The organism is Flavobacterium luteolum (assembly GCF_027111275.1).
Taxonomy (GTDB): Bacteria; Bacteroidota; Bacteroidia; order Flavobacteriales; family Flavobacteriaceae; genus Flavobacterium; species Flavobacterium luteolum.
In genome coordinates this window covers 2711784-2729650 of record NZ_CP114286.1, presented here as the reverse complement: position 1 = coordinate 2729650, position 17867 = coordinate 2711784, and the positions used below count along the sequence as shown (strand labels likewise).

The window sequence follows — 17867 nt, the reverse complement described above, 5'->3', positions numbered from 1 at the left end:
AGTTTTGAAAAAAAAATGTTACAAAAATGTTAATTAAAAAAAACGTATATTACATTAGTTTAACAGCAACTATTGCGTTATAAATTAGAAATAATTTAAAAAACTGGATATATCCTGATTGATAAATCAACAATAGAAAATCAAAATAACCCATTTATATTAAAAATATATTTAAAATTTTATGAAATCCATAGTTAGACCTTTTGTACTAATTTTATTATTTTTCTTACAATTTAAAAGTTTTTCGCAGGTAAAAAATATTGGAATTCCAGATATAAAAAATTACAAAAGATCAGAGTATAAAGGTGGAACTCAAAACTGGAGTATTGATCAAGATAAAAATGGAAACATTTATTTTGCAAACAATAGTGGTTTAATTCAATTTGACGGTTCAAACTGGCATAAATATTCATTACCAAACAAATCTGAGATTAGAAGCTTAAAAATTGATGCTTTAGGAAGAATATTTGTAGGCGGAAATAATGAATTTGGGTATTTCAAAAATGATGAAAAAGGAATTTTAAAATATCATTCTCTCTACAATCTATTAAGCCCAATAGATAAAGAAAACATCAATCTTATTTGGAGAATCCATATTTTTAAAGGAGAGGTTATATTTCAATCTTTCAGCAAAGTATTTTTTCTAAAAAATGAAAAAGTTACAACTCTTACTGCTCCTCATAAATTTCAGTTTTCATTTTTGGTAAATAACCGCTTGTATTTTCAGGACAAAACTCTTGGTCTTCTTGAATACAAAAACAGAAAACTTACAGCAATAAAAGGTACTACTGTCTTTAATGACAAGGAAATCTGGTCCCTTTTTCCATTATCTAACAACAGATTATTGTATGCCACTTTAGAAAAGGGTCTTTTTGTCTCTGAAAATGATATTATCAAACCATGGGCAACAGAAGCCAATGAATTTATCAAGAAAAACACATCTCTAGGTGGGTCAATCATCAAAAACAAATTTATAATACTTAATTCTGTATTAGATGGAGCAATTATCTGTGATTTAAACGGAAAAATAATCCAACATCTGAACCGACAAAAAGGGATTCAGAACAATACAATCTTAGCTTCATTTGTTGACAAAAAAAACAATATCTGGCTTGGACTGGATAACGGTATAACTTTTATTAATGAAAATTCGCCTTTCTCTTATTTTGACTACAGCTACAATATAGGAACGGTCTATGCTTCGACAACTCATAATGGAAATCTTTATGTAGCTACAAATCAGGGATTATTTTATCATCCGTGGGGAAGTTCCTTTAAAGACAGTCCGTTTACAAGAGTCGAAGGGACGATCTCGCAAGTTTGGAATATTCAAGTTATAAGTAACGTATTAATTTGTGCCAGTAACAGCGGCGCATTGATTATTGAAAACAATAGAGTATCAAAAATCCTAGATAACAAAGGGTATTTTGGATTCAAAAAAATACCTGACCATGAAAACTATATAATAGGTGAAAGTTACAACGGATTCTCAGTTTTTAAACGATCTGCCAGTGGATATGATTATCTGCATCAAGTAAAAGGATTTGATGAAACCACCAATAATTTTTCTATAGAAATAGATGCCAATTATTTATGGCTAAAGAAAAACCCTTTCTTATATCAAGTAAAGTTATCAGAAGATTTACAAAGGTTTGACTTCATTAAAAAACACGTAAACATTTCAGATAAATTCAAAGGAATAAATAGCCTTCAAAGCATAAATAACAAAGTCTATTTTCAAGTAAAAAATCATTTTTACAGATATTCTGTAGAGCAAGAAACATTTTTTGAGGATAAAAAAATCACAAATCTATTCAACGGAATACCAACTATTAATACCTTAATTGAAGATTCTACAGGAAACTTATGGTACGCATTCAACGAGTCCCTTGGTGTATTAGTTAAAAATAAAAACGGAACTTTCACTAAGAAACAAGCCATATTTTCCAATTTAACCGGGAATTTGGTAAACAATTATATCTCGGTAAACGCGATAGATCCTCAAAACATTTTTATCGGATTAACAGATCGTTTGGCGCATTACAACTCGACTATTCCGAACACGTTTATGACAAAACCGAAAGCTTTTATTGAAAGTTTTACAAATCCTGGAGATACCATTTTAACTGGAAATCTGACGAGTAAGCTAGAATCATACAGCATACCTTATAAATACAATCGTGTCAAATTTACTTTTGCATCACCAACATATGAAAATCAGGAAAATGTAATGTACTCTTATAAACTAGAGCCTTTTGAAGAGAACTGGCGTGGCTGGTCATCAACCGCAATAAAAGAATACACCAATTTAAGAGAGGGCAACTATGTAATGAAATTAAAAGCCAGAAATAGTTATGGCATAGAATCAAACATTACTGAAGTTGAATTTACAGTATCTCCACCTTGGTACAGACACTTTTTGGCTTATTTATTTTACCTGATACTCATTTTGCTCGGCGCGTATCTAATCTCTGTTAGAATCAAACTTAAGATTAGAAAAAACAGGTATTATGAAACTATCGAACAAAGAAGATTGTATCTTGAAAAAGAATCCAAAATTAGACATGAACAGCATGATTTGGAAAAAGAAATTGAAAAGCTGAAAAATGATAAGCTTCAAATTAAAATCCTAGCAAAAGATAAAGAACTAGTAAACAACTCTTTGCAGGTTGTTAAAAAGAATAAAGTCTTAAACGGAATTATTCACAAACTGAAAGATATAGATACCGCCATATTAGATGATACTACTAAAGCAGAATTTAGCAAATTGCATAAAAGCATTGTAAAAGAAGTAAATACAGACAAGAGCTGGAAAGACTTAGAAAAACACATTAAAAACGTACATTTTGAGTTTTTAAAGCGATTAAAAGGGCAATATCCTACCATTTCTCCTAGAGAATTAGATTTGTCTACTTATTTGTTAATGAATATGTCAACGAAAGAAATAGCTGAAATTATGAACATTTCGACAGGAGGAGTCGAATTGGCACGTTATCGTCTAAGAAAGAAATTAGGCCTAAATAAGAAAGAAAATCTAATCGGGTTTTTAATGAGTATTTAAAAAAAGAAATCCATTCGTAACTGAATGGATTTCTTTTTTAAATTATCCTTTTTGTACAGGCTGTATAATAAGCTTTCCTTTCATTACCGTTACGGCAACAGGTTCATCGATTAAAAATCCAGCATCTTTGAGCCAATTACCGCACAATCGTATTTGCGGTACGATTATGGGCTGATTTTTATACATACCTATAGAGCGCGAAAGCCTGTAAAATGCATAAGCTTTCATTCTCCGAATTGATAATACTTTTGAAGGTTTTTTGATTGTAGAGCGTTTAATCTTTACCTCTTTACTGCTTGTTTTTTCTTTGAAGTTCATTTGAAGAAAAATTAAGTAGGCCAAAAAAATACGGTTTTAGCCTTTCCCGTTGAACTTCACCCTTGAGAGGCAGTGGGCGCATTAACGCACCACACGGAGGTACCAAAACCGCGTATCTATACTCACGAACATAAAAAATGCCCGAAACGAAATTGACGAGCAAACTCGCCTCTCAAAAATGAAGTTCACCGCAAATGTAGCGAAAAATCATTTTGTTTTGTAAGAAAAAAGTTAAAAAAAACTTTTAAGCTACGCAGGCAATAAACTAGTAATTTTCAAATTTAAACAAAATGAGTCCGACAAATATCGAACTCATTATTATAAAACTTAACTATAAATTTGTCTAAACTTTTGTAGGCAATCTATATTTTGAGTGGCTTTCTTTTTAAATATAATCTAATGTTCGTTCTAAGGCCATGCCTCGTGAACCTTTTATTAATATTGAATTAGAATCAAATGTAAATGTTTTTAGAAATTCAGCAAAAGCATCAAATGTTTCAAAAAACTGAATATTTTCATTCGAAATCTTATTAGCATAAAAAGATTTTCCTAGTAAGAAACATTGAGCCTCTTTCTGATCTGCTAAAGAGTCAATAATAACCTTATGCTCGTAAAGACTTTCATCTCCAAGTTCGAACATATCTCCCAAAATCATGATTTTATTTTTGTTATCTAATTGAAGAAAATTAGCAATAGCTACCGCCATACTACTCGGATTGGCATTGTAAGCATCTAGAATAATCTCATTTGAACCTTTTTGCATCATTTGAGATCTATTGTTTGCCGGAATATAGTTTTCAATAGCGTCTTTTATATCGCTTTCTTTTACATCAAAATATTTTCCAATGGCTACAGCTGCATTTATATTGTTGGCGTTGTAAAGTCCAATTAAATGAGATTCTATTGCAAAATCATTATATTCAATAGCAACAAATGGATTTGCTGTAATATTTTGAATATTTAAATCTGCATTTTCTTTTTTAACTCCAAAAGTAAATGCCTTAATTCCTTTTGATTTTTCTATTTGAATAGGATCTTCTAGATTTACAAAAACTGTTTTCTGATTTGCTGAAAGATACTGGTACATTTCACTTTTACCAGCAATCACACCTTCAACTCCTCCAAAACCTTCCAAATGCGCCTTCCCGAAATTGGTTATATATCCAAAATCAGGCTGTGCAATCTGACACAAAAACTCGATTTCTTTTTGATGATTGGCACCCATTTCAACAATTCCGATTTCTGTTTCTTTTGTAAAAGAAAGCAAAGTCAACGGTACACCAATATGATTATTTAAATTACCAATGGTCGCTTTTGTTTTGAACTTTTTAGAAAGCACAACATTAATCAATTCTTTTGTCGTCGTTTTTCCGTTACTTCCTGTTAAAGCAACAATTGGAAGTCCTAAATAACTTCTATGAAATTTTGCCAATTCCTGAAGCGTTTGCAAGCTGTTTTCTACCAAAATAGTCCTGTCATCAATAAAATAAGATTCATTGTCTATAACAACAAATAAAGCTCCCAAATCTAAGGCTTCTTTGGCAAATGTATTAGCGTCAAAATTCTCTCCTTTAATGGCAAAAAACATCGAATTCTTCTCGATTTTTCTGGTATCTATAGATAGAGAACTACACTGTAAAAACAAGTTATGAATGTCTTTAATATTCATTTATATATTTTTTAATAAGTCATAAAAGTAGAAAAAAAAACAATAAAAAAATTCCAAATTCCAGACTGAATATTCAGCTTTTGGAATTTGGAATTTTTATTATTAGAATTCCTAAATCTTAGTTTCTAGGAGATTTTCTTTTTTCAGATTTTGATCCTACTCTAGACATTGCACATCTGAAACCAATGTAATCAGTTGCCATATCTTGAGGGAAATATCTTCTTTGAGCTGGGTCTAACCAGTAAGCTCTGTCTCTCCAAGAACCTCCTTTGTAAACTCTTACTTTATCATCGATTAAAGTAGTACGTTTACTAGAGTTATCATACTTTCTGATCATTTTTCCTAAACTGTCAGTTGTAACATTGTGTTTAGGAGAGTTGTACATTGCCTGATCTGCTTTAGATCCAGACTCTGAATCACCAAAATCAAAATATCTTGAAGATTGTTTATCACCATCTCTGTAGTTGATATTGTCGCTTGTGCTAAAGTTTTGTCTCAAATAAGTTTCTTGTTCATCAACTGGCACTTGAGCAATTTCTCCAGGAAGGTTTCTTGCAATCACTTTACCATTACTTAAAGTATCATACTTAATAGTAGCAGTTGTAACGATTTCAACTTTACCATCTTTACCAATTTTGTTCTTAGCATATTGGTTTCCTCTGTAGTAGTTGAAATCATTTGCTTCGTTATCGATAATAGGTCTGTAAACATCGGCAACCCATTCTGCAACGTTTCCTGCCATATCATAAAGACCGAAATCGTTTGGTGCATAACTTTTCACAGCATTTGTAATATCTGCTCCGTCATCTGACCAACCTGCAATTCCACCGTAATCACCGTTTCCTTGTTTAAAGTTAGCCAATTGATCACCTCTGTTTTTACGTTTGTTAGAACGAGTGTAATCTCCAGACCAAGGATATTTCTTTTGTCCTTTGTAGATGTTATATTCTCTTTGTCCAACATCAGCAGCAGCTGCATATTCCCATTCTGCTTCAGTAGGAAGTCTATATTCTGGCAAGATAATTCCTGAAGAACGTTGTGCGTAAACATTTTTTTCTTCTGGCACTACACCATCTTTACCTGCTTTAGGTCTTCTTCCGTCAGGATTTTTCTTTATTACAATTTCTTCGCTTGCACCACGTGATGTGCTTGGAGACATTAAATATCCTTCAGTATTAAATGCATTTTCAGCATTAACATCGTTTGTTTTAGCTCCTTTTTTAAGATATCCGTTTTTCTCTAAAACAGCCTCATTTACACGATCTGTTCTCCATTTACTAAATTCAACTGCTTGAATCCAGTTAACACCAACTACAGGGTAATTAGCATAAGAAGGATGTCTTAAATAGTTGTTAGTCATCGTTTCGTTGTATCCTAAACGATTTCTCCAAACTAATGTATCAGGAGATGCTCCTTCGTAAATATTTTTGTAATTTTCTTCTGTTGGTGGGAAAACTTTCTTTAACCACTCTAGGTATTCTAAGTACATACCGTTCGTAACTTCGGTTTCATCCATATAGAATGATTGAACGTGTTGTTGAGTTGGTGTGTTATTCCAATCGTGCATAACATCATCCTGTACTTTACCCATAGTAAACGTACCTCCTTCAACAAAAACTAAACCAGGACCAGCCTGTTGTTTTTTTCCTGCATTTCTGGCAGCAGTTCCATTCTGACTATCTACATCCCAGCCAGTAGCTCTAGAAGCGTGAGTGGAACTCGATTTTTTGCTACAACTAGCCGTGCCCAACATCAATACCATTGACATCATTAACTGCAAGACTACAATTTTGTTTACTTTCATACTCATTCTTAGGTGATAAATTTAGGTGCTGCAATATAATAATTAACATTTAATTGGCAACATCTGTTCTAATAATTTTATTTAGCTGTTTTTTACCAGAAAATAACCTTTAGTTACGAACGCAAAAATATACTTTTTATTATTACTATAACATGAAATACTATATTTTTACTTACTAATTATTTTTTAATTAAATTTCGCCTTTTTAAACGATGAAACAAGCATTTCTTACCTGCATTTTTTTAGTTCCAATTCTCCTGTTTTCCCAGTCAAATGGGACGATAACGATAGATTGGCAAAACAAAAAAGAGGTAAATTATGGCGAAAATAAAATCACAATTCCATACTTCTCAGGAAACAGTTTTCGCTTCGACATTACAAAAAAAAGCATAACATTACTGCAAAATCTTAACCTTCCTAGCGTCTCAAACGGAAGCGCTGTACAAATTAACAATATCTCTTACGAACCTATTTCCAGAGCTGATTTAGGAGATTTAACACCCGAAAATATCCCCGAAAAGCTTAATGAATCGATAATAGTGACAAATGCAAGGGATCTGAGATATTCTTTCTTGTCTTTGTCTCCTATAATTAAGGAAGGAAACAGCTACAAACGCATAAAATCTTTTTCTTACTTTATCAGCAATACTACAGCTCGAACTGCATCTACTTCTTCATTTCAAAAATCGGCAGCAATTGTAAATTCTGTTTTAGCTTCTGGAGACTGGTATCGCTTTTACATCCAAAAATCAGGTGTTTACAAAATAGATAGGTCTTTTTTACAAAGCTTAGGTTTCGATGCTTCTAAATCTGATCCTCGAAGAATAAAAATCTACGGAAATGGCGGAAGAATGCTTCCTTTGGCCAACAGCACTTATTATCCTGACGATTTAACAGAAAATGCAATACAAATAAGCGGAGAAAACGACGGCGTTTTCAACAACGAAGACTACATTCTTTTTTATGCTGAAGGCACCGATAATTGGAACTCAGAAAGCCAGACCAATTTAAATTTATACGACACCAAATCCTATTATTATATTACAACATCTGGAGGCGACGGAAAGAGGATTCAAAACTTAAATCAACCAACAGGAAACAGTACTTTAGAGTTGAACACGTTTGATGACTATCAATATCACGAAATCGACCAAACCAACATAGTTCATCTAGGTCGTCAATGGCTTGGAGAATCTTTTGACATTAATCAAGAGCAAGAATTCTCCTTTAGTTTTCCAAACCTAGACACTTCTGTTCCCGTAAAGATAGAGATAAGTGCAGCGGCAGCATCGTTCACCACTACTTCTTTTGCAATAGCAGCAAACGGACAAAATATAGGAACTATAAATTTCCCTTCTTTAATCGCGAATTCTGACACTAAATACACAACAGGAAAACTTTCAAATACTGGATTTACTGGAGCAGACAATATCAAAATAAAACTTATCTATAATAATAGCGGTGTTCCTGGCTCGAAAGGCTACTTAGATTATATCAATCTAACTGCAAAACGAAAACTTTTGGGAACAGGTAAACAATTTCAGTTTCAATACAACGCCGCTGGTTCAACAGTCGGAATTGTAAATTATAATATTGGAAACGCATCGGCAATAACTCAAATTTGGGATATTACAGACCTATATAATATATCTAAAATAGAGAATGCCAATCAGAATGCTTTTAGCTTTAAAGCTAATCTTGGCGAAGTTAGAAAATACATTACCCTTGACCCTTCCGATTATTATGTTCCATTAAAAGAGAATCAGTCAAAAATTGCCAATCAAAATTTAAAAGGAATACTTTTCAGAAACAGTCAAAATGCTTTTCAGGATATCGATTATGTTATTGTAACTCCAAAAACATTAGTCTCTCAAGCCGAAAGATTGGCGAGTTTTCATCGAACAAAATCCAATTTAAATGTAAAAGTAATTGCATTAGAGAATATCTATCAAGAATTTTCTTCTGGCAAACAAGATATTGCCGCTATTAGAAATTGCGTTAAATATATTTATGACAACGCATCATCATCAGAAAAAAGAGTACGTTACTTAAACTTATTTGGAGATGCTTCTTTTGACTATAAAGATCTAATTTCAAACAACACTAATATTGTACCTATATATCAATCTCTAATAAGTAATACTGTCGGCGAAGCTTCATTTGCTTCAGATGATTTTTACGGACTTATGGATGCCAACGAAGGCGTTATTATTCCATCACTTGCCGGAATTGATATTGCAGTTGGAAGAATGTTGGTTTCAGACAACTCTCAAGCACAGGAAATGGTCAACAAAGTTTTTGAATACTATGACACAAAATCGTACGGAAACTGGAGAAACAATGTTGTTTTAATTAGTGATGATTCTGACAAAGCTGGCGACCAGACCTTACAAGCAAATCAAAATGCGCTTGCAGATCTTATAGCAACCGAAAAACCTTTTTTTAATATTGACAAAATTTTTCTAGATGCTTACACACAAGAAGCTTCAGCAGGCGGATCGCGATATCCAAAAGCAAGAGCCGATTTTTTTAATGCTTTTGAAAAAGGTGCTCTAATATTTAATTATTTAGGACACGGCGGTGAGGACGGATTAGCCAGCGAAAGAATCTGGGAAAAATCAGATGGGCAAAATCTTACTAATCAATATAAATATCCGCTATTCATTACCATTACATGCGAATTTTCTCGTTTTGACGACCCAACAAGACCTACAGCTGGAGAATATGTGTATTGGAACCCTAAAGGCGGCGCAATTTCAATGCTGACTACAGTTCGTGAAATTGGACAAACAAATGCAGAAGAGTTCAACAAAACAATCAGCAAAAACCTTCTTTCTTATGGCTCAAATCAATACAACACTATTGCAGAGTCATTAAGAATATCTAAAAACGAAAACCCAAGTTCTTCCAGCAATGTTGTTTTTTGTATTGGAGATCCAGCTTTAATGCTAGCTATTCCGAAACCGCGAATTAATTTAACAAAAGTAAATGACATTGTGATTTCCCAGACAATTCCTGATTTAAAATCATTATCAAAAATTAAAATTTCCGGTGAAATCACAGACGAAAACAATACGCTTTTAAGCAATTATAACGGAGAATTAGCTACAGCCATTTTCGACAAATTAATTACAAACACGACCTTAAACAATGATGGTTTTAGCCCTCCAATGCAATTTAAAACTTTAGGAGAAACTATTTTTAGAGGAAATGCCTCGGTTACCAATGGACAATTTGAATTCAGTTTTGTAGTCCCTAGAGACATCCGAATTCCTGTTGACTACGGTAGAATTAGTTTCTATTCGAAAAAAAATGAGGTTGCAGAAAACCAAACCGGATACAATAACACCATTAAAATTGGAGGAATTAACGAAAATGCACCTCAGGACAATATTAGTCCAAAAGTGAAGTTATATATGAACGATGAAACTTTTGTATCGGGAGGAATTACTAATGAATCGCCATTTCTTTTGGCTTTCTTAGAAGATGAAAATGGAATTAATACAGCAAGCGGAATCGGACACGATATTGTCGCTATTTTAGATGGAGACGTAAGCAATCCTTACATTTTGAATGATTATTATCAAACAAAATTGGACGATTACACCAACGGAAATCTACGTTTTCCTTTTCGAAATTTAGCTCCTGGACTGCACACCATAAGTTTTACCGCTTGGGATGTTTACAACAATCCTGTTACAAGCGAAATTCAGTTTACAGTTGTAGGAGACGATTCTCTGACACTATCACACGTTCTTAATTATCCAAATCCTTTTTCGACTTATACACAATTTTGGTTTTCGCACAACAGACCATACGAACCACTAGATGTACAAGTACAGGTAATGACTATTACAGGAAAAGTTGTCTGGACAAAAAACCAAACCGTTACAACAGAAGGCTTTTTATCTAGAGAAATAACATGGGACGGAAGAGATGATTTTGGTGACAGAATCGGAAAAGGAGTGTACATTTACAAACTGACTGTAAAATCTAATTTAACAAATAAAAAAGCAGAAAAATACGAAAAGCTTGTCATCCTATAATATTATATATATTTGCACTACCAAAACACTAGTCCCATAAATGAAAAAACTATCACTTTTATTAATTTGTATTTTTAGTATTTACAATTCTAGGGCTCAGGAATCAAGACCTATTGTTACCGGAGTACCTTTTTTATTAGTCGCTGCCGATGCTAGAGCAGCTGGTTTGGCAGACCAAGGTGTCGCTACTTCTGCCGACGTTTTCTCACAACAATGGAATCCTGCTAAGTATGCATTTTCTGAAGATGCACAAGGCCTTTCCATCAGTTACACCCCTTATTTAACAGATCTAGCCAATGATATTTCATTAGGACAGATTACGTATTACAACAAAATCAACGAAAAAAGTGCTTTTGCAGGAAGTTTTCGTTATTTTGGTTTCGGAGATATCGAATTAAGAACTACAGGAGACCCAACTGAAGCCACAAGAACAGTTTCACCAAATGAATTTGCCCTAGATGGTTCTTATTCCCTTAAATTAAGCGAAAAGTTCTCTATGGCTGTTGCTGGTCGTTTTATCAGCTCAAACTTAAAAGTCGCTTCAGAAGAAATTGATGCTACATCTGCAAGATCTTTTGCTGTTGATGTGGCTGCTTTTTATCAATCAGAAGAAATTGCTTATCAAGATTTCAATGGTAGATGGAGAGCAGGTGTCAACTTTCAGAACATGGGGCCAAAAATTAGTTACGATAATGACGATATAAGCTCAAACTTCCTGCCTGCCAATTTAAGATTAGGTGGAGGATTTGATTTTATCTTTGACGATTACAACAAACTTACTTTAAGCGCAGAGCTTACTAAACTTTTAGTCCCTACTCCTCCAGGCGTTCAAGCTCCTGTTGATGCAAATGGTGACGGAGATTATGATGACCCTGAAGATATTACACAACAACAAGCTACAGACGCCGCGTACAGAAACTATAATGATATCGGATGGTTTCAGGGAATCTTTAAATCTTTTGGAGACGCTCCAGGCGGATTTAAAGAAGAAATGAAAGAGGTAACTTATAGCATTGCCGGAGAATACATGTACCAAGATGCCTTTGCGTTCCGTTTAGGATATTATCATGAAAGTCCAGAAAAAGGTGCTAAACAATTTTTCTCTTTAGGAGCAGGATTTAAATACAATATCATGAAAATTGATGTTTCGTACCTATTCTCAGCTTCTAAAATAAAAAATCCTTTAGAAAACACGCTTCGTTTCTCTTTAACGTTTAACTTTGGAGACAAATACGAAACTTATTAAAGAGAACGTTTAAAATAAAAATAATTCAATCCAAATTCCGGCATTTTAGGAATTTGGATTTTTTTTCCCTTATAAACAAATGAAAGAAATCAATATAACCGCTTCATTTACAATATTTGATAATTTAAATGAACTTCCAGCCGAAATTCAGGACTTAATGAATCAAGCTGTCGAAATCAGAAAAAAAGCTTACGCACCTTATTCAAAGTTTAAAGTTGGCGCTGCTTTACTTTTAGATAATGGAAAAGTGATCTTAGGCTCTAACCAAGAAAATGCCGCTTATCCGTCTGGACTTTGTGCTGAACGAACTGCAATTTTTTATGCTGGAAGTGCATATCCAGAAGCTAAAATCTTAAAAATGGCAATTACAGCTGCGTCAGACACCAATCAAACTACTGCCCCTATTCCGCCATGTGGATCGTGCCGACAATCAATAGCCGAATACGAGATAAAACAAGACACCCCTATTGAAATCTATTTTATGGGAGAAATTGGTGAAATTTACAAATCATCATCCCTAAAAAATTTGCTCCCATTGATGTTCGACAAAAAGTTCTTGTAAAAAAAAGCCAAAAAGTATCGTTTTAATTTTAGTTCTTAAATGTAATGTCTTATTTTTGCATCCCGACCTTTCGGGCGCAAATTTGTGGGAGGAAACTATTTTGCGTTACAGGCACAATAATCGATAACACAAACAACTTTAGCAAAAGAAAGAATTCAGATGAAAGAAGTTACAAAAGAGGTATATTTAAAGTGGTATGAGGACATGCTACTTTGGAGAAAGTTTGAAGACAAACTTGCAGCATTATACATTCAACAAAAAGTTAGAGGTTTTCTACACCTATATAATGGTCAAGAAGCTGTATTAGCTGGCGCACTGCACGCTATGGATTTGACCAAAGATAAAATGATTACTGCTTACAGAAACCACGTTCAGCCAATTGGTATGGGAGTTGATCCTAGAAACGTAATGGCAGAACTTTTAGGAAAAGCAACCGGAACTTCTAAAGGTATGGGAGGTTCTATGCACATTTTCTCTAAAGAACACGGTTTTTACGGTGGACACGGAATTGTAGGTGCTCAAATTCCTGTAGGAGCTGGTATTGCTTTTGCAGACAAATATTTCAACACTGGCGGTGTTACTATGACTTACTTTGGTGATGGTGCTGCTAGACAAGGTTCTCTTCACGAAGCTTTCAACATGGCTATGTTATGGAAACTTCCAGTTGTATTTATCGTTGAAAACAATGGTTATGCAATGGGTACTTCTGTAGAAAGAACTGCAAACCACACTGACATCTGGAAATTAGGTTTAGGTTACGAAATGCCTTGTGGGCCTGTTGACGGAATGAACCCTGTAAAAGTTGCTGAAGCAATGCACGAAGCTATCGAAAGAGCGCGTCGTGGAGACGGACCAACTTTCCTTGAAATGAAAACGTACCGTTACAGAGGACACTCTATGTCTGATGCACAATTATACCGTTCTAAAGAAGAGGTTGAAGAGTACAAAAAAATCGACCCAATTACGCAAGTTCTTGACGTAATCTTGGATCAAAAATATGCTACAGAAGCAGAAATCGAAGTAATTGACCAAAGAGTTAAAGACTTAGTTGAAGAGTGTGCGAAATTCGCTGAAGAATCTCCATACCCAGACTTACAACAATTATACGATGTAGTATACGCACAAGAAGACTATCCATTTACACCTCATAAATTATAATATCATGGCGATTAAAGTAACAATGCCTCGTTTGAGCGATACTATGACTGAAGGAACGGTAGCAACTTGGCTTAAAAAAGTAGGCGACAAAGTAAGCGAAGGTGATATCTTAGCTGAAATCGAAACAGACAAAGCAACAATGGAGTTCGAATCTTTTAACGAAGGAACTCTTTTACATATCGGAATTCAAGAAGGAGAAACTGCTCCTGTTGATTCATTATTAGCTATCATTGGTAAAGAAGGAGAAGACATTTCTGCTCTTTTAGCTGGTGGTGATGCTCCTGCTGCCGAAGCTCCAAAAGCGGATGCTCCTGCTGCTGAAGCAAAAACGGAAACTGCTGCTCCTGCAAAAGCTGCTGCTGAATTACCAAAAGGTGTTATAGTTGTAACTATGCCTCGTTTGAGTGATACAATGACTGAAGGTACTGTAGCAACTTGGTTGAAAAAAGTTGGCGATACTGTAGCTGAAGGAGATATTTTAGCAGAAATTGAAACAGACAAAGCTACTATGGAGTTTGAGTCTTTCAATGCTGGAACTTTATTATACATCGGAATTCAAGAAGGAAGCACTGCTCCTGTTGACAGCTTATTAGCTATCATCGGACCTGCAGGAACTGATATTTCTGGAGTTGCTGATAACTTTACTGCTGGAGGCGCTGCAACTGCAAGTGCTCCTGCTGCTGAAGAAAAAGCTGCTCCTGCTGCTGAAAAAGCATCAGAAGCTGCTGTTGAAACTTCAAACGGAGGACGAATTTTAGCTTCACCTTTAGCTAAAAAAATCGCTTCTGACAAAGGAATCCAATTAAGCCAAGTTAAAGGATCTGGAGAAAACGGACGTATCGTGAAAAGCGACATCGAAAACTTCACTCCATCCGCTCAAGCTCAAACTACTGCTTCTGCACCAGCTGCTAAACAAGAAGCGTCTGCTCCTGCTGCACCAAAAGTTTTTGTTCCTGCTGGAGAAGTTTACACAGAAGAGATCAAAAATTCTCAAATGCGTAAAATCATCGCTAAACGTTTGGCAGAATCTTTATTTACTGCTCCTCACTACAACTTAGTGATCGAGGTAAGCATGGACGAAGCAATGCAAGCTAGAGCTGCTATCAACAGCGTTCCTGATACAAAAGTATCTTTCAACGATATGGTGATCAAAGCTTGTGCTTTAGCATTGAAAAAACACCCAAAAATCAACTCTACTTGGAAAGAAGATGCAATTATCATCAACCACCACGTAAACATTGGTGTTGCTGTAGCTGTTGAAGACGGATTAGTAGTTCCTGTGTTGAAATTTACTGACGCTATGAGTTTATCTCAAATTGGCGGTTCAGTAAGAGATCTTGCCGGAAGAGCTAAAAACAAAAAATTAGGGCCACAAGAAATGGAAGGAAGTACTTTTACAGTATCTAACCTTGGTATGTTTGGTATCACTGAATTCAATTCAATTATCAACCAGCCAAACTCTGCTATCCTTTCTGTAGGTGCAATTGTTGAGAAACCAGTAGTTAAAAACGGTCAAATCGTAGTTGGAAACACAATGATGTTATCATTAGCTTGCGACCACAGAACAATTGACGGTGCAACTGGAGCTCAGTTCTTACAAACATTAAAACAATACATCGAAAGCCCAGTTACAATGTTGGCGTAATCGTTGTTAATTTTATAATTAAATCCCGTTTTGTTTATTCAAAACGGGATTTTTTGTTTAATTTTCATCCTCAAATTCAAAACCTCATAAAATGAAGAAACTAATTCTTGTCGCTTTATTTCTGACAGCAATTGCTTGCCAGAAAAAAGAGCAAACAGAAAAAACAGCTACTGTTACAGACGAACACAGTTACTCTAAACCAGAACTTGCTGTTGCAAAACATCTTGATCTTGATATCAAAGTTGATTTTGACACGCAAACTATTTCAGGAAAAGCATCTTGGACAATTGACAACATCAGTAAAGGAAACGAAATTATTTTCGACGAAAACACTTTAGATATTACAAAAGTCACTTTAGGTGACGATGAAAAAGAAACCAAATTCGAGCTTGGAGCATCCACTGAGTTTCACGGAAAACCACTTCACATTACAATCGAGCCAAACACAACTAAAGTAAACATTTACTACAACACAACTAAAGATGGCGTTGCGTTACAATGGCTTAAACCAGAGCAAACTGCAGACAAAAAGAAACCTTTTGTTTTCTCTCAAGGCGAAAGTGTTTGGTCTAGAACTTGGATCCCATGCCAGGATTCACCTGGAATTCGTTTTACTTATAATGCAAAAGTTACTGTTCCTAAAGATTTATTGGCAGTTATGAGTGCTGTAAATCCGCAGAAGAAAAATGATACCGGAGTATATACTTTCAAACAAGACAAAGCAATCCCTTCTTACTTAATGGCAATCGCAGTTGGGGATATCGAATTTAAAGCAATCGACAATAGAACCGGAGTTTATGCAGAACCATCTGTTCTAAAAAGCGCCGCTTATGAATTTGCTGAATTAGGAAAAATGGTAAATGCTGCTGAAAAATTATACGGACCATACAGATGGGGACGTTATGATGTTTTGGTCTTACCTCCAAGTTTCCCTTATGGCGGAATGGAGAATCCAAACTTGACTTTTTTAACTCCAGGAGTACTTGCTGGGGATCGTTCGCTTACAAGTTTGCTAGCACACGAATTAGGCCATAGCTGGAGCGGAAACTTAGTTACAAATGCTACTTGGGATGATATTTGGCTAAACGAAGGTTTTACTACTTACGTTGAGCACAGAATTGGAGAAGCAATTTTTGGCAAAAAAGAATTTGATATGCAAAACGTTATTACCAACAAAGAATTGGTTGATAATGTTGCTGAATATGGAGATACAAATCCAGACACAAGATTAAAAGTTAGTTTGACAGGAAGAAATCCTGATGACGGAATCAGCATGATTCCTTATGTAAAAGGATATTCTTTTTTAAGAGTTATTGAAAATGCAGTTGGACGCGATAAATTCGATCCGTTTATTAAAAATTATTTCGATTCTCATGCTTTCCAATCTATCACAACAGAAGATTTTGTAAAGTATTTAAACGAAAATCTTATTAAAGGAGATAAAGCTTTAGCAGATAAAATCCAATTAGACAACTGGATTTACAAACCAGGAATTCCATCAAACATTGTTCCTGTTAGCTCAGCAGAATTTGACGCTATTGACGCAATCCAAAAAAGCTGGAGAGAAACTGGCGTTGCAGGTTTAAGCAAAAAAATCACAACTACTGCAGAAAAACAGCATTTTATTGACCATCTTCCTGCTGATATTACTGTAAAAGAAATGGAAGCGATCGATAAAGAATTCAACTTTACTAAGGGCGGTAATTTCATCATTAAACGCCAATGGTTTGTTCAGGCAATTCGTCATCAATATAAAGCTGCTGATCCTGCAATTGAACAATTTTTAATTGGAAGTAGCAGAACTGGCTCTATCATGATGCTTTATAAAGAAATGGTCAAAACTCCAGAAGGAAAAGTTTGGGCTAAAAAAGTTTTTGATAAAGCAAAATCTGGTTATCACGCAACAACTATTCAAGATGCTGCAAGTGTTTTGAAATAGTTTTTTCAAGATTATAACTCTAAAAAGAGGCTGTTCTTTTGGAACAGCCTCTTTTTTTTACGCCTTATTTGTCATTTCTACGAAGGAGAAATCTTCACAAGAAGCTCGACAAAGATCGGATTCTCATTGCGGAGTTACTTGCGAAGATTTCTCCTTCGTCGAAATGACAAGATTGTGTTAATTGTTTCCAGAATTTCTAAGTGCGATCCTTCCTTCGCCAGGATGGCAAACTATTGAAAAACAATCTTATAAAAACGAGAGCCCTAGCCCCGATAGAAGTGGAAATCCTTTTGTGCCGGGGTTCGGCACAAAAGATTGGAACGGATAGCGGGAAATAGCTCCTAAAAAAAACAGCGGGGAAAATTATCCATCACATAGCGTACATTCTCCATGTTTTAAAATCCGCAATCGTCGCAACT

General features: G+C 34.8%; 10 protein-coding genes. 7 read left to right on the top strand and 3 right to left on the bottom strand.

Going from position 1 to position 17867, the window contains the following annotated elements; translation table 11 throughout:
* The first annotated feature begins 181 nt into the window (after positions 1–181).
* Positions 182–3061, top strand: coding sequence for a helix-turn-helix and ligand-binding sensor domain-containing protein (locus OZP10_RS11690; protein WP_281631074.1), 2880 nt, complete (start codon positions 182–184; stop codon positions 3059–3061).
* A 42-nt stretch (positions 3062–3103) separates the two neighbouring features.
* Here OZP10_RS11690 and OZP10_RS11685 read toward each other — a convergent pair whose 3' ends face one another.
* The 3 genes from OZP10_RS11685 to gldJ form a co-directional block, all read right to left on the bottom strand.
* Positions 3104–3379: a SymE family type I addiction module toxin gene (locus OZP10_RS11685; protein WP_281631073.1), complete on the bottom strand. Its 276-nt coding sequence runs from the start codon at positions 3377–3379 to the stop codon at positions 3104–3106.
* A 385-nt stretch (positions 3380–3764) separates the two neighbouring features.
* Positions 3765–5048, bottom strand: coding sequence for a UDP-N-acetylmuramoyl-tripeptide--D-alanyl-D-alanine ligase (locus OZP10_RS11680; protein WP_281631072.1), 1284 nt, complete (start codon positions 5046–5048; stop codon positions 3765–3767).
* A gap of 118 nt (positions 5049–5166) precedes the next feature.
* Positions 5167–6852 (bottom strand): gliding motility lipoprotein GldJ, encoded by a 1686-nt coding sequence (gene gldJ, locus OZP10_RS11675; RefSeq protein ID WP_281631071.1) that lies wholly within the window; start codon positions 6850–6852, stop codon positions 5167–5169.
* Positions 6853–7064: 212 nt separating this feature from the next.
* Between gldJ and porU the strand changes: the two genes are divergently transcribed.
* The 6 genes from porU (at position 7065) to OZP10_RS11645 (ending at position 17448) form a co-directional block, all read left to right on the top strand.
* A complete protein-coding gene (porU, locus tag OZP10_RS11670; protein ID WP_281631070.1) occupies positions 7065–10898 on the top strand; it encodes a type IX secretion system sortase PorU in 3834 nt (1277 codons plus the stop codon).
* Between the two features lie 40 nt (positions 10899–10938).
* On the top strand, positions 10939–12144 hold the full coding sequence (porV, locus tag OZP10_RS11665; protein WP_281631069.1) for a type IX secretion system outer membrane channel protein PorV: 1206 nt from the start codon (positions 10939–10941) through the stop codon (positions 12142–12144).
* A 79-nt stretch (positions 12145–12223) separates the two neighbouring features.
* Positions 12224–12706 carry a cytidine deaminase gene (gene cdd / locus OZP10_RS11660; RefSeq protein WP_281631068.1) on the top strand — a complete coding sequence of 161 codons (483 nt, stop codon included), beginning with the start codon at positions 12224–12226 and terminating at the stop codon, positions 12704–12706.
* Between the two features lie 159 nt (positions 12707–12865).
* Positions 12866–13864, top strand: coding sequence for a pyruvate dehydrogenase (acetyl-transferring) E1 component subunit alpha (gene pdhA / locus OZP10_RS11655; protein WP_281631067.1), 999 nt, complete (start codon positions 12866–12868; stop codon positions 13862–13864).
* A gap of 4 nt (positions 13865–13868) precedes the next feature.
* Positions 13869–15509, top strand: a complete 1641-nt coding sequence (locus OZP10_RS11650; protein ID WP_281631066.1) for a dihydrolipoamide acetyltransferase family protein — start codon at positions 13869–13871, stop codon at positions 15507–15509.
* A 91-nt stretch (positions 15510–15600) separates the two neighbouring features.
* Positions 15601–17448, top strand: coding sequence for a hydrolase/aminopeptidase (locus OZP10_RS11645; protein ID WP_281631065.1), 1848 nt, complete (start codon positions 15601–15603; stop codon positions 17446–17448).
* Positions 17449–17867: the final 419 nt, after the last annotated feature.